The following is a 13,102-nucleotide window of genomic DNA, read 5'->3' as shown; positions in this document are numbered from 1 at the left end:
CGGTCTCAAGTAGGGTGTGGGCATGGCGAACCTGAAGCACACGGTCGTGGTTGGCGTGTTCGCCGTTGCCGCAGTCCTGGGACAGTTGGCGGTCGCGGCGCCTGCCGAGGCCAAGCGTTGCCCGTCGGGCACCAAGGCGACCAAGTTCGACGGCGTGTGCGTGGCCGGCTCGTCCGGCGGGATGGGCGCGGTGGCCCCGCCGGTGATGGCGCCCAGCACCGGGGGAGCCAACATCCAGAGCCAGCCCGGCCAGTTGCCGACGGTGAACGGAATTCCCTGCACCATCGAGCATTACAGCACCTGCTACGCGATGACGCAGCAGCCGTAAGGCCCGCGGCTAGACCACCAAAGTCCGGGGCTGTGCGCTGAGAGTGCCGGTGATGCTGTGCCAGGCTCGCGCCAAAAGTTGCACCGCCTCTTCGAGTTCGGGTTCCGGCAGCGCGTAGGGCAGCCGGATGAACCGCTCCAGCGTGCCGTCCACCCCGAACCGCGGGCCCGCGGGCACATCCAGACCGAGCCGCATCGCGGCAGCCGACAGCGCGGTACTCATCGGCGCAGGCAGCTTCACCCACAGCGACATTCCGCCCCGCCCGCGCCCGGGCTGCCAGTCCGGCAGTTCACGGGCCAGCAGCGCCACCAGGAACTCGCGACGGGCCAGCAGCGTCTCGCGCCGCTCCGGTAGCACCTCGTCGTGCATCGCGAGCAGCTTTGCCGCGGCGAGTTGTTCGAGGATCGGGGTCCCGAGATCCACCGAAGGGCGGATCGCGGCAATGGTGGCCAGCGTGGCGCGTTCGGCGCGAATCCAGCCGACCCGCAGACCACCCCAGAACGATTTCGACATCGAACCGATGGTCAGCACCAGATCGTTGCGCGATACCGAGGCCGCCAGCGGTTCGGGCGGCTCCGCATCGATCCACATGTCGACGATCGACTCGTCGACTATGGTACGGGTGCGAGTGTCGGAAATGATCTGCCCCAACCGTTTTCGTTCCGCGACAGGCAACGTGAACCCGGTCGGGTTGTGGCTGTCGGGAACCAGGTAGGCCAGGCTCGGGGCGAGTTGCCGCAAGGCGGCCTGAACCGCGTCGAGCTCCCAGCCGTCATCGGCGAGCGCGACCGGCACCGCCCGCGCACCCGCGGTCGAGATCGCCGACAGCGCGCCGTGATAGGTCGGTTGCTCGACAAGTACCCGGTCACCGGGCTGGGTGTGGCTGGCCAGGATCAGACCGATCGCATGCTGGGCCCCGCTGGTCACCATGATCTGGCTCGGGTCAGTGGGAAGCCCTCTGGTGCAATACCTTTCGGCTATCGCCGCTCGCAGCGGGCCGACGCCCATCAGTTCGTGGCCCGGCTCGCGGAGATACGGGGCAATGTCACGGGCGGCCTCGGCGAACGCCTCCAGCACAGCGGTGCCGGGTGCGGACAGCGCAGCGGCGGCCAGGCTGACCGTCGGGGTGGTCGCGTCGAGCTGGATGTGGCCGGCGTCCGGCAGGGCGGTGATGCTGCGGGCTCCCCGGCGGGCGTGAAGGTAACCGTCGTCGCGCAGCTGCGCGAAGGCCGCGGTGACTGTGGTGCGCGAGACCCGCAGTGCCTCGGCCAGCGCGCGTTCGCTGGGAATGCGTGACCCGACAGGAACCCGGCCGTCCACGATCAGCAGCCGGATGGCGTCGGCCAGGCCCAAGTAGGCAGGGCCACTTTGGCTGGAAGTACGCCAGTTGCCCAGTTCGCGAGCCAGCAGGTCCACATCGAGGGCTCTGGCCGCCATATCTGCTGACATAATAAGGCCAGTATGGGCTGACTGGATATTGAAAGGCAAGCCAGATCGCCGTGAAAATGACGTCATGCAACCGAAGTGGCTATCTCGATTGGCTGATTCACTGGCCCGGGCGTTCAGCTGGCAGGGACCGGACGGACACCTGGATCGCGACGAGGAACGGGTCCGGCGTGAGCTGGAGCTGATCCGGCTGCGATTCCAGCACCACTCATGACCGACAAGCGCTCGCGCGAGGAGCCGACCGGACACGCGCTGAAACGCGCCTGCCTGCTGCTGATCGGCCTGTGCGGCTACGGCGTATCGATGGCGATGATGGTGCGCGCCGGGCTGGGACTCGACCCGTGGGATGTCTTCCATCAGGGCCTGACCCGGCACACGCCCCTGTCCCTCGGGATGGCCTCGGCCGTCGTCGGCGTCGTCGTGCTACTGGCCTGGATCCCGCTGCGGAACCGGCCCGGTATCGGGACCGTCGCCAACGTGATCGTCATCGCCGTCACCGTCGACGCCGCGCTCGCGGTACTTCCGGCACCGGCGGCGCTGCCGGTACGCATCGCGATGATGATCGGCGCCGTCGTGCTCAACGCCATCAGCACCGTGCTCTACATCGGTGCCGGCCTGGGTCCCGGACCCCGGGACGGACTGATGACCGGACTCGTCGCCCGCACGGGGTTGTCGGTGCGGCTCGTGCGCACCGGAATCGAGGCGACCGTGCTGGCGGTGGGCTGGCTGATGGGTGGCACGGTCGGGATCGGCACGCTGGTCTACGCGTTCGGGATCGGGCCGCTCGTGCAGCTGTTCCTGCGGCTCACCCCGCGGTCGCTGTTGTTCCATGATTTCAGCGGCAGGCGTGCCCGAGCGGACCGCGACCCGGTCACTACGATGAGCGAGTGGCCTCAGGGGAACGCACCGACTCGACAATCAGCGATGACGGAGACGGAACCGACCCAGACCTGTTGATCGACTTCGCCAGGGTGACCCTGCGACGAGGCGGCAGCACGCTCGTCGGGCCCATCACCTGGACCGTCGAACTCGACGAACGCTGGGTGGTGATCGGCCCCAACGGAGCCGGTAAGACCTCACTGCTGCGGATCGCCGCCGCCACCGAACATCCCTCGTCGGGCACGGCCTACGTGCTCGGTGAACGGCTGGGCCGCACCGACATGGCCGAGTTGCGGGCCCGGGTCGGCCTCAGCAGTTCGGCGCTGTCACAGCGGATCCCCGACAGCGAGGTGGTGCGCGACCTCGTGGTGTCGGCCGGCTACGCCGTGCTGGGCCGGTGGCGTGAGGACTACGAGGATGTCGACTATGCCCAGGCCGTGGACATGCTGGAAAGCGTCGGCGCCGAACACCTCGCCGAGCGGACCTACGGAACGCTGTCAGAAGGCGAACGCAAACGCGTCCTGATCGCCAGGTCGCTGATGACCGACCCCGAACTACTGCTGCTCGACGAACCGGCAGCCGGCCTCGATCTCGGCGGCCGCGAAGACCTGGTGGCGCGGCTGACCGACCTGGCCGCCGACCCCGATGCGCCGGCGATGGTGCTGGTCACCCATCATGTCGAGGAGATTCCGGTCGGATTCAGCCATGCGCTGATCCTGTCGGAGGGCAAGGCGGTTGCCTCCGGTCTACTGACCGAGGTGTTGACTGCTGAGAACCTGTCCAAGGCGTTCGGTCAGTCGATCGCACTGGATGTCATCGACGGGCGCTACTTCGCCCGGCGGACCAGGAGCCGTGCGGCGCACAGGAGGCGTGAATGAGCAAGAGTGACGAGCGCTCGCGCGAGGAGCCGACTAGCACCGACGATCCACTGGTGCCCCGGCCGGCCGCGACGGTGATGCTGATCCGCGACGCCGCCGATTCGGTCGAAGTGTTCATGATGCGCAGGCACGCGGCGATGGAGTTCGTCGCCGGGGTGATGGTGTTCCCGGGCGGGGGAGTCGACGACCGCGACCGCAATGCCGACATCGCCTGGTTCGGTCCCGGACCGGACTGGTGGGCGCAGCGTCTCGGCGTGGACACCGGGCTGGCCGAGGCGCTGGTGTGCGCCGCGGCCCGGGAGACCTTCGAGGAGTCCGGGGTCCTGTTCGCCGGGCCCGCCAGCGGAACGGGAGACCCGGGCATCGTGTCCGATGCCTCCGTCTACGGCGAAGCGCGTGCCGCGCTGGCCAACCACTCGCTGTCGTTCGCCGACTTCCTGCGCGACGAGAAACTCGTGCTGCGCGCCGACCTGCTGCGGCCGTGGGACAACTGGATCACGCCCAAAGAGGAGCGCACTCGGCGCTACGACACCTTCTTCTTCGTCGGCGCACTGCCCGAGGGACAGCGGGCCGACGGCGAGAACACCGAAACCGACCGCGCCTTCTGGAGCACTCCGCAGGCCGGACTCGACGACTTCGAGCAGGGCAATTCGTTCCTGCTGCCACCCACCTGGACCCAGCTCAATTCACTCAGCGGGCGTTCCGTCGCCGACGTCCTGGCCACCGAACGCAAGATCGTCGCCACCGAACCGAACCTCTCCCTCGGCGAAGGGAGTTGGCAGATCGAGTTCTTCGACAGCGGCCGCTACAACGCCGCCAGGAACCATCGGGCGCCGCTGGGCAGGGGTGCGGCGACCGGGGAATCGAGCCAGTGAACGAGTTCGTCCGGGCGATCACCGGGGTGACGCCGGAGCAGGACCGCGTCGGCACCCTGATGCTGTCGCGACCTCCCACCAACGCGCTGACCCGGCAGATGTACCGCGAGATCATCGCGGCGGCCCACGAGCTCGGCGAGCGCACCGACATCTCGGCGGTCATCCTGTTCGGCGGGCACGAGATCTTCTGCGCCGGAGACGACGTTCCCGAGCTGCGCACACTGAACACCGGCGAGGCCGCCGCCGCTGACGCGGCGCTTCGCCAGTGCATCGAAGCGGTGGCCGCGATCCCCAAACCCACGGTGGCCGCCATCACCGGTTACGCGCTGGGCAGCGGACTGGGCCTGGCGATGGCCGCCGATTGGCGGGTCAGCGGCGACAACGTCAAATTCGGGGCCACCGAGATCCTGGCCGGGCTCGCGCCCCGGGCCGGGGGCGGTGCGCGGCTGGCCCAGGTCATCGGGGGCAGCAAGGCCAAGGAACTGGTGTACAGCGGCCGGTTCGTCGGCGCCGAGGAGGCACTGGAACTCGGCCTCATCGATCAGATGGTGGCGCCCGACCACGTCTACGACGAGGCGCTGGCCTGGGCCCGGCGATTCCTCGACCACCCGGTGGAGGTGCTGGCCGCGGCGAAGGCCGCCGTCGACGGACTGGTGGACCGGCCCTGACGCCCACCCCGCCCGGGCCGTTAGGCTGCCCTGCATGACTGACATCAAGGACTCCGGCGCCGACGTTGACGCGGCGGTCGATGTAGCTGGCATGCCGACTCCTAACCCGCACGCCACAGCCGAACAGGTCGAGGCGGCGATGCACGACAGCAAGCTGGCACAGGTGCTGTACCACGACTGGGAGGCCGAGACCTACGACGACAAGTGGTCGATCTCCTACGACCAGCGGTGCATCGATTACGCCCGCGGCCGGTTCGACGCCATCGTCCCCGAATCCGAGCAGCGCGAGCTGCCCTACGACCGGGCCTTGGAGCTGGGCTGCGGCACCGGGTTCTTCCTGCTCAACCTGGTCCAGTCCGGTGTCGCACGGCGCGGGTCGGTGACCGACCTGTCCCCGGGCATGGTCAAGGTCGCGACCCGCAACGGTCAGTCGCTGGGCCTGGACATCGACGGGCGGGTCGCCGACGCCGAGGGCATCCCGTACGAGGACAACACCTTCGACCTGGTAGTCGGGCACGCCGTGCTGCACCACATCCCGGACGTCGAACTGTCGTTGCGCGAGGTGGTCCGGGTGCTCAAGCCCGGCGGCCGTTTCGTGTTCGCCGGTGAGCCCACCACGGTCGGCAACAAATACGCCCGCGAACTCTCGACGCTCACCTGGCACGCCACCACCAGCCTGACCAAGCTGCCGTGGCTCAGCGGCTGGCGCCGGCCCCAGGCCGAACTCGACGAATCCTCCCGCGCCGCGGCGCTGGAAGCCGTCGTCGACCTCCACACCTTCGACCCCGCGGATCTGGAGCGGATGGCCGTCAATGCCGGTGCGGTCGAAGTACGCACCGCCAGCGAGGAATTCACCGCGGCGATGCTGGGCTGGCCGGTGCGTACCTTCGAGGCCGCGGTGCCGCCCGGGCGCCTGGGCTGGGGTTGGGCCAAGTTCGCATTCGGGAGCTGGACGACGCTGAGCTGGGTCGACGCCAACGTGTGGCGCCGCATGGTGCCCAAGGGCTGGTTCTACAACGTGATGGTCACGGGAGTTAAGCCTTCCTGAGGGGTGGGGTAGATTTTCGAACTCACCCACGTCGCGTACCTGCGATCTGAGGCGGGAACCCGAGCCTTGGGTGAGGTGGCCGAGCGCCGCCTCACCGGAGCCAGCCTGATCAACGACATCGCCTCTGTGCGAGCACAGTTCGGCGATCACGCGACGGTGCTCGTGGAAACCGTCCAACTGCGCAGGAGAGCGCGGGCCAAGTTCGACGACGCGGATCGATGGCTGTTCACCGACGAGGCGCTGCAACAGGCCACGGCCGCACCGGTGGCCGCGCACCGGGCCAGGAGACTGGCCGGGGCCAAGGTGCACGACGCCACCTGCTCGATCGGCACTGAGCTTGTGGCACTGCGTGATTGCACTGCACAGCTGGTCGGCAGCGACCTCGATCCGGTGCGGTTGGCGATGGCCGCGCACAATCTGGATGACGGCGGCCCCGGTGTCCCACTGTGCCGGGCCGACGCCCTCGCACCGGTCACCCGCGACACCGTGGTGATCATCGACCCGGCCCGCCGCTCCGGCGGGCGGCGCCGCTTCGACCCCCGTGCCTACACCCCGGCACTCGACGCCGTGCTGGACGTCTACCGCGACAGGGACCTCGTGGTGAAGTGTGCTCCTGGAATCGATTTCGACGAGCTGACCAAGATGGGGTTTGCCGGCGAGATCGAAGTGACATCGGCCGGCGGCAGCGTGCGCGAAGCCTGCCTGTGGTCTCCGGGCCTGACCGAACCCGGTGTGCTCCGGCGGGCCACGATGCTCGACACCGGGGAGCAGATCAGCGACGCCGAGACCGATGACTGTCCGGTCGCCGCAGCCGGGCGCTGGATCGTCGATCCCGACGGCGCGGTGGTGCGGGCCGGGCTGGTCCGCCACTACGCGGCGCGGCACGGCCTGTGGCAGCTCGACCCCGACATCGCCTACCTGTCCGGTGACGAGTTGCCCGCCGGGGTCCGCGGTTTCGAGGTGCTCGAACAGCTGCATTTCCAGGAGCGGCGGTTGCGGGCGGCGTTGACGGCCCGGTCGGTGGGAGCGCTGGAGATCCTGGTTCGTGGCCTCGACGTGGATCCCGATGCGTTGCGGGCCCGGATGCGGCTGCGCGGCACCGAGCACCTGGCGGTGGTGATCGCGCGGCTCGGTTCCGGGGCGTCCAGCCGGGCAACGGCATTCATTTGTCGCCCATCGCGATAACGGCCACGTACCCTGAACGAGACACGCCGGTGGATCCACCGGTGTGAGTTGATCGCCTGCGAGGACGACTGACGATGCGAATTCCCCCTGTGACAGCGCTGCTGGCGGCCGGTGCGCTGCTCGGCTGGCTCGGTATGCCGGTGGCAGCTGCGCAGTCGGCTTGCGCCGACCTCGGTGGCACCGTCGGCGCCGACCAGATCTGCCAGGTGCACACCGCCAATGCCACCTACACACTGGATTACACGTTCCCGACCGACTATCCCGATCAGCAGTCGGTCGCCGGATACCTGACCCAGACCCGCGACGGTTTCGTCAACGTCTCGGACATGCCCGGCTCACGCGATCAGCCCTACGTGCTGGATGCCAGGGGCACCGCCTACAGTTCCGGAACGCCGCCGCGTACCCAGAGCCTGGTGTTCGAGGTGTACCAGAATGTCGGCGGCGCGCATCCGCAGACCTGGTACAAGACGTTCAACTACAACGTGACCACGCGGGCGCCCATCACCTTCGACACTCTGTTCAAGCCGGGCTCCAAGCCGTTGGACGTGATCTTCCCGATCGTGCAGCGCGAATTGCAGAAGCAGTCGGGCGTCGAACAGGCCATCGCGCCGAGTATCGGCCTGGACCCCGCGCATTATCAGAACTTCGCGATCACCGACGACTCGGTGATCTTCTTCTTCGGGCAGGGTGAGCTGCTGCCGGAAGCCGCCGGAGCCAGCCAGGCCAACGTCCCGCGGTCCGCCGTGGCGGCGCTGCTGAGCTGACAGGATCAGGCCGGCGCGAACCCGTACACCTGACCGTCACTGGTCGCGGTGACGATCCGATGGTCGTCACCGATCGACACCCCGACCGGCCAGCCCGTGGCTTCCGGAACGGGATAGGCGTTGAGGGTGTGCCCGTCGGCTGCGTCGAACACCAACAGCGTCTGGCCGTGCCCGCCTTCGCGGGCCACCGCGTAGCCGACACCGCCGGCCCGGCTCGACGTGGTCAGCGGGACGACGTCGTCACGGGTCCAGGTCACCTCACCGTGGTCCCCGGCATCGCGCACCGCGGTCAGCTTGGCCTCCGGTCCACCGCCGGCCACGATCAGGCCGTCCGGCGACACCGATGGCGGGGTCTGCGCCAGATAGTTCAGTGGCACCGACCATTTCGGCGAGCCGTCGGCGGAATTGAGTGCCCAGAGATTCTGGTCGCGGCCGTTGACGTACACCGTCGAACCGTCGGCGGACAGCACCGGGCTGGCCAGCGGTCCGCGGCCCACGGCGTTGCTGGTCCATTCCTGCGTCAGCAACGTCTTCTCGCCGGGGTGGTAGCGCAACCCCATCAGCACCGGCGCCTCGGCCCCGGGCTGCCACACACTGAGCACCACGAGGCCCGCCTGCTGTGAGAACGCAGGAGCGGCAGCCACCGGGCACCGCGACCGGGCCGGCTGACAATCGCCCAGCCCGCGCTGCGAATCGGTCGGGTCCACACCGGAGACCAGGTCCAGCGGTGTTCCCTCGATCGTGCCGCGGTGCCCGTCGAACACCAGCACCTGGCCCAAATGGGTGACCACCAGCAACTGGCCGTCATCGAGGAGCCTCGGCGTGGTTGGCATGCCGATCACCGGCTGGCGCCAGCGGATCCACTGGGTCGGCGGGAAGGACAGAATGGTGCCCGGTTGGCCGACGTAGACGTTGTCGAACCCGTCGAACAGGGGACTGGACCAGCCACCGCCCAGCACCAGTCGCGTACACCAGCGCTGGCGGGCGTTGTTGTCGGCCTCCCACACCATCAACGAACAGCCGCCGGCGGTCTGGGCGTTGGCGGCCAGGCGGTTGTCGGAGCTCAGCGCCACCTGGGCGCCCAGCTCACCCTTCACCGATCGGCTCCATTCCAGGCGCAGCGCCTCGGGTCCGTGGGAGCGGGTGTAGCTGCTGTTGGCGGCGTCTCCGTATTGCGCCGACCAACCTTGTGCGGCGTGCGCGTCCACCCATGAATCGGTGTTCTCGCATCCGGCGAGCAGGCCTGTGAGCAGCACCGCGACCGCCAGTGCAAGGTATCGCCGGAACACGATGTCCTTTCGTCGCCCAACACGCATGGGACTGGTTTTCGGGGCCCAGGTGAGGTTACCCGGCCGCTCGGCGGGCATGACCGCAGCGACCCGGGAACCGGACGAGGCGGTGCAGTGGCGGCGAGCCGGAAGCGGTCGAGTGTCCTCGGCTAGGCTGTCCGGCCATGACGACGATGTGGGGCGCCCCGATTCACAAACGCTGGCGGGGCTCCCGGCTACGTGATCCGCGCCAGGCCGACTTCCTGACCAAGGCGTCGCTGAAATGGGTGATCGACAACCGCGCCTACACCCCGTGGTACCTGGTGCGGTACTGGCGGCTGCTGAAGTTCAAGCTGGCCAACCCGCACATCATCACCCGCGGCATGGTCTTTCTCGGCAAGGGCGTGGAGATCCAGTGCACCCCGGAACTGGCGCAGATGGAGATCGGCCGCTGGGTGCACATCGGCGACAAGAACACCATTCGCTGTCACGAGGGCTCGCTGCGGATCGGCGACAAAGTGGTACTGGGCCGCGACAACGTGATCAACACCTACCTCGACATCGAGCTCGGCGACTCCGCGCTCATGGCCGACTGGTGCTACGTGTGCGACTTCGACCACAAGATGGACAACATCGACATGCCCATCAAGGACCAGGGCATCATCAAGGGCCCGGTGCGGATCGGTCCGGACACCTGGATTGCCGCCAAGGTCACCATCCTGCGCAACACCTCGGTCGGCCGCGGATGTGTGCTGGGCGCCCATGCCGTGGTCAAGGGTGAGATCCCCGATTACTCGATCGCCGTCGGAGCGCCGGCCAAGGTGGTCAAGAACCGCAAGCTGGACTGGGAGACGTCGGCCGCAGAGCGCGCCGAACTGGCCGCCGCGTTGGCCGACATCGAGCGCAAGAAGGCGGCCAACAGCAACTGAGGGGCCGTTCAGGCCCCATTGCACACCCCGGAGTCGCGGATCACGTTCCCGTAGACGTTGGCGGTGGCGATGTTGGCGTTGATGACGCCGGCCGGCTGCCGCTTGGCGATCTTGTCGCTGATCTGGGTGAGCTGATACCACAGGTGATAGATCGAGTCACCGTTGTACAGCGGTGAATACTGGCTCTGGTCCGGGTAATTGGTGATGTACAGGGTGTGGGCCCGCGGATCCAGGAATGCCGCCGACTGATCGACGTTGGCCTTCACCGCATCGCCTGCGGCCTGCACGCCGGGAGCGGTCCAATCGTCGTGACGCCCGCCCAGGAAATTCTGGAAGCCCACGATCTGAGTCATCAGCGTGCCGTACTGGGCGTTGAACCACTGGCAGGACTCACGCTGCGCGTCGATCTGCTCGGGCGTGACGCGCACCTGCCACAGGTTGTAGGGGAACACCGTGTAGTCGGGCGACCAGTCCGAGGGATGGGGCACGAACGCGGGCAGGCTCGGGGCCGGCTCAGCGGTGGCCGGTGCGACCGGGCCGAGGATGAGCGATGCGCCGACAAGTGAGGCACACACCGAGCGTGCGCCGAGTCTCCAGATCCGGGTCACGGCTCGATTGTGCTTGCTGGACATCGCCGTCGACAGCGGTTCGGCGATTCTCGAACCGCTGCCTCAACCGGTCCAGTCGATGCCGAATCGATCGCCCAGGGCGGCGCGGCCGGACTCGGTCACGGTGAGGGCGCGGTGGCGCGGGGTGCGGCGTAGCCACCCCGCCGCCAGGAACTGATCGAGCAGCGCCCGGCCCAGCCCGCCGGCGATGTGGTGACGCTGCTCGGTCCAGTCCACGCAGTAGCGCACCAGTGGCCTTGGGCCGCTGGGCAATTCGATTCCCATCTGATGGAGCAGGTCGCCTCCGCCATCGGTGAGCCGATAGGGCACGTCGTGGCCCGGGCTGCTCAGCCGGTCGGTGCCGCCGGGGTGGAACCAGCCGTCCCCACCGGTGAGCACGCCGCGATCGAGCAGGCTGCCCATGAGCTGAACACCCAGCCGGCCGGCGATGTGGTCATAACAGGTTCGGGCCGAGCGCAGCCGCGCCGCGCGCGTGCCCTCCCGCAGCGAGGTGACCGGCCGGGCCGGCGCCAGCCGGCCGAGCTGCTCGATGAGCGCGCCGACCTCAGGGCCGGCCAGTCGGTAATAACGGTGGCGGCCCTGCGTGCGGACCGTGAGAAGCCCGGCATCGGCGAGTTTGGCCAGATGACTGCTGGCGGTGGCGCGGCTGATCCCGGCTTCCTCGGCCAGCACACCGGCCGGCAGCGCGCGGCCGTCATCGAGAGCCAGCAGCACCTTGCACCGCGCCGGGTCGGCCAGCAGCGCGGCCACCGCGGCGATGTCGACCTCGGATGCCGAGGCCAGTTCCTGCGCCTCACGCATGACACGACTCCTTCCCTGCGGTGCGGGTGCCCGGTTCTGCGGGTGCCCGTATGCGTCGCGTCAGCCGTAGGGCCAGTACCGCGCCCACCAACTGGCACGCGGCGCCCGCGAGCAGTGCGGCGCGCACGCCGGTGGCCCCGCCGACAACCGTCATGGCACTACCCAACACGGCGACCCCGACAGTGATACCCAACAGCCGGGCCAGATTCACCACGCCCGAGGCCAGGCCCGTCCGCGCCGGCGGGATCGCCGCCATCGCCAGCGTCACCGCAGGCCCGGTGTTGAGGGCCAGCCCAGCACCCGCGAGCACGAACGACAGCTCCAGCCACCCGATTGCGCCGAGCGGCCCCGCCGCGGCGTAGACCAGGGAACCCGCCGCCATCAGAGCCAGTCCGGCAGCCATCGGCGGGCGCGGTCCGGTGCGGCGAGCCAACATGTTGGCGGCGGGGATCAGCAGCAGGTAGACGATCGCCATCGGCAGGAACCACATGGCCGTCTCCAATGCGCTGAAGCCCCGGAGTTGTTGGAAGGCAAAGCTGTTCACCAGAAGCAGGCCGTAGATGCCGAATGTCATCGCGAACGTCGCCAGCAGCGCGCCGGCCAACTGGCGGTTGCCGAACAGGTCCAGCGGCAGCATCGGGTGCCGGCTGCGGCGCTGCACGCCCAGGAACGCCACGAAGGCGGCCAGCGCTGTCGCCGCGATCGCCACGGTCCGCTGCCAGCGCCAATCGTGTCCCTCGACCAGCACAAGCGTGGTGGCACCGAGCGCCACGATGGCCAGACACTGACCCGGCAGGTCGATGCGCCCAGCGTCCGGATCGCGCGAATCCGGCAGGTGCGTGGCGCTCGCCGCCAACGCCAGCAGGCCGACCGGCACGTTGACCCAGAAGATCCAGCGCCAGCCGATCGATTCGGCGAGCAATCCGCCCAGTAGCGGGCCCAGCGCGGTGCTGCCGGCTGCGGCCATCGCCCAGCCGGCGGTGGCGCGGGCGCGTCCGCGCGGGTCCGGAAAGGCCGCCGCGGCGATGGCCAGCCCCTGCGGCAACATCAATGCCGCACCGAGACCCTGTATCGCCCGCGCCACCAGCAGCAGGGTCAGTGACGGCGCCAGCGCACAGGCGATCGAGGCCCCGACGAACGTCACCAGCCCGATCCGCAGCACGCGGCGCCGGCTGAACCGGTCACCGAGCGATCCCGCGGTGAGCAGAAACGCCGCGAACGTCACGTTGTAGGCGTCGATGGTCCATTGCGCACCGGCCACCCCGCCGCCCAGGTCACCGGCGATCGCCGGCAGCGCCAGGTTGACGGCGTTCGCGTCGACCAGGCCGATGAACAACCCGAGGTACGCGGCGATCAGCGTGATCGCGGCAGAACGTTTGAGTGCCATATCCGCACGCTAAGTGC

15 protein-coding genes are annotated in these 13,102 nt (G+C 68.7%); 10 read left to right on the top strand and 5 right to left on the bottom strand.

All coding sequences use genetic code 11. From position 1 onward, the window contains the following. Positions 1–22 precede the first annotated feature (22 nt). Positions 23–328, top strand: coding sequence for a hypothetical protein (locus H977_RS0130730; protein WP_029111455.1), 306 nt, complete (start codon positions 23–25; stop codon positions 326–328). Positions 329–337: 9 nt separating this feature from the next. Here the strand turns inward: H977_RS0130730 and yczR are convergent, their stop codons facing one another. Further along, entirely contained in the window at positions 338–1,777 is a 1,440-nt protein-coding gene (yczR, locus tag H977_RS0130725; RefSeq protein ID WP_029111454.1) for a MocR-like transcription factor YczR, read from the bottom strand. Between the two features lie 64 nt (positions 1,778–1,841). Between yczR and H977_RS35720 the strand changes: the two genes are divergently transcribed. The 8 genes from H977_RS35720 to H977_RS0130685 all read left to right on the top strand — a co-directional run bounded on the left by H977_RS35720 (position 1,842) and on the right by H977_RS0130685 (position 8,071). Next, positions 1,842–1,988 (top strand): hypothetical protein, encoded by a 147-nt coding sequence (locus tag H977_RS35720; RefSeq protein ID WP_196808355.1) that lies wholly within the window; start codon positions 1,842–1,844, stop codon positions 1,986–1,988. Continuing rightward, the gene (yczE, locus tag H977_RS0130715) at positions 1,985–2,731 is read left to right on the top strand and encodes a membrane protein YczE (protein WP_051289243.1); all 747 of its coding nucleotides are present in this window, start codon (positions 1,985–1,987) and stop codon (positions 2,729–2,731) included. Before H977_RS35720 ends, yczE begins: the two co-directional genes overlap by 4 nt. Then, positions 2,662–3,531, top strand: a complete 870-nt coding sequence (locus tag H977_RS0130710) for an ABC transporter ATP-binding protein (protein ID WP_036477769.1) — start codon at positions 2,662–2,664, stop codon at positions 3,529–3,531. The genes yczE and H977_RS0130710 overlap by 70 nt, the downstream gene beginning before the upstream one ends. Further along, a complete protein-coding gene (locus H977_RS0130705) occupies positions 3,528–4,406 on the top strand; it encodes an NUDIX hydrolase (RefSeq protein WP_036477767.1) in 879 nt (292 codons plus the stop codon). The genes H977_RS0130710 and H977_RS0130705 overlap by 4 nt, the downstream gene beginning before the upstream one ends. Then, entirely contained in the window at positions 4,403–5,074 is a 672-nt protein-coding gene (locus tag H977_RS0130700; RefSeq protein WP_029111450.1) for an enoyl-CoA hydratase, read from the top strand. Before H977_RS0130705 ends, H977_RS0130700 begins: the two co-directional genes overlap by 4 nt. Before the next feature lie 91 nt (positions 5,075–5,165). Then, positions 5,166–6,122, top strand: coding sequence for a class I SAM-dependent methyltransferase (locus tag H977_RS0130695; protein WP_155946913.1), 957 nt, complete (start codon positions 5,166–5,168; stop codon positions 6,120–6,122). A gap of 12 nt (positions 6,123–6,134) precedes the next feature. Beyond that, positions 6,135–7,307, top strand: coding sequence for a THUMP-like domain-containing protein (locus H977_RS0130690; RefSeq protein ID WP_155946896.1), 1,173 nt, complete (start codon positions 6,135–6,137; stop codon positions 7,305–7,307). A gap of 74 nt (positions 7,308–7,381) precedes the next feature. Beyond that, complete coding sequence (locus H977_RS0130685) at positions 7,382–8,071, top strand: esterase (protein ID WP_029111447.1); 690 nt, start codon at positions 7,382–7,384, stop codon at positions 8,069–8,071. A gap of 5 nt (positions 8,072–8,076) precedes the next feature. On the opposite strand, the gene H977_RS0130680 is transcribed toward H977_RS0130685, so the two are convergent. Then, complete coding sequence (locus H977_RS0130680) at positions 8,077–9,360, bottom strand: outer membrane protein assembly factor BamB family protein (protein ID WP_029111446.1); 1,284 nt, start codon at positions 9,358–9,360, stop codon at positions 8,077–8,079. A gap of 164 nt (positions 9,361–9,524) precedes the next feature. Here H977_RS0130680 and H977_RS0130675 point away from each other — a divergent pair, with 164 nt between their 5' ends. Next, positions 9,525–10,268 (top strand): acyltransferase, encoded by a 744-nt coding sequence (locus H977_RS0130675; RefSeq protein WP_029111445.1) that lies wholly within the window; start codon positions 9,525–9,527, stop codon positions 10,266–10,268. Positions 10,269–10,276: 8 nt separating this feature from the next. On the opposite strand, the gene H977_RS0130670 is transcribed toward H977_RS0130675, so the two are convergent. The 3 genes from H977_RS0130670 to H977_RS0130660 form a co-directional block, all read right to left on the bottom strand. Next, positions 10,277–10,876: a hypothetical protein gene (locus H977_RS0130670; protein WP_502691233.1), complete on the bottom strand. Its 600-nt coding sequence runs from the start codon at positions 10,874–10,876 to the stop codon at positions 10,277–10,279. Positions 10,877–10,939: 63 nt separating this feature from the next. Then, complete coding sequence (locus H977_RS0130665; protein ID WP_029111443.1) at positions 10,940–11,698, bottom strand: ArsR/SmtB family transcription factor; 759 nt, start codon at positions 11,696–11,698, stop codon at positions 10,940–10,942. Continuing rightward, positions 11,691–13,085 (bottom strand): MFS transporter, encoded by a 1,395-nt coding sequence (locus H977_RS0130660; RefSeq protein WP_029111442.1) that lies wholly within the window; start codon positions 13,083–13,085, stop codon positions 11,691–11,693. Before H977_RS0130660 ends, H977_RS0130665 begins: the two co-directional genes overlap by 8 nt. Between the last annotated feature and the right edge of the window lie 17 nt (positions 13,086–13,102).

The sequence above is a fragment of the Mycobacterium sp. URHD0025 genome (genome assembly GCF_000426065.1).
Classification (GTDB): Bacteria; Actinomycetota; Actinomycetes; order Mycobacteriales; family Mycobacteriaceae; genus Mycobacterium.
This window is presented reverse-complemented; position numbering and strand designations above follow the sequence as displayed.

Excerpts from the sequence above, each read along its gene's own strand:
- H977_RS0130730 (WP_029111455.1), top strand. The coding sequence starts at position 23 with ATGGCGAACCTGAAGCACACGGTCGTGGTTGGCGTGTTCGCCGTTGCC.
- yczR (WP_029111454.1), bottom strand. The coding sequence starts at position 1,777 with ATGTCAGCAGATATGGCGGCCAGAGCCCTCGATGTGGACCTGCTGGCT.
- H977_RS35720 (WP_196808355.1), top strand. The coding sequence starts at position 1,842 with ATGCAACCGAAGTGGCTATCTCGATTGGCTGATTCACTGGCCCGGGCG.
- yczE (WP_051289243.1), top strand. The coding sequence starts at position 1,985 with ATGACCGACAAGCGCTCGCGCGAGGAGCCGACCGGACACGCGCTGAAA.
- H977_RS0130705 (WP_036477767.1), top strand. The coding sequence starts at position 3,528 with ATGAGCAAGAGTGACGAGCGCTCGCGCGAGGAGCCGACTAGCACCGAC.
- H977_RS0130695 (WP_155946913.1), top strand. The coding sequence starts at position 5,166 with ATGCCGACTCCTAACCCGCACGCCACAGCCGAACAGGTCGAGGCGGCG.
- H977_RS0130685 (WP_029111447.1), top strand. The coding sequence starts at position 7,382 with ATGCGAATTCCCCCTGTGACAGCGCTGCTGGCGGCCGGTGCGCTGCTC.
- H977_RS0130675 (WP_029111445.1), top strand. The coding sequence starts at position 9,525 with ATGACGACGATGTGGGGCGCCCCGATTCACAAACGCTGGCGGGGCTCC.
- H977_RS0130665 (WP_029111443.1), bottom strand. The coding sequence starts at position 11,698 with ATGCGTGAGGCGCAGGAACTGGCCTCGGCATCCGAGGTCGACATCGCC.
- H977_RS0130660 (WP_029111442.1), bottom strand. The coding sequence starts at position 13,085 with ATGGCACTCAAACGTTCTGCCGCGATCACGCTGATCGCCGCGTACCTC.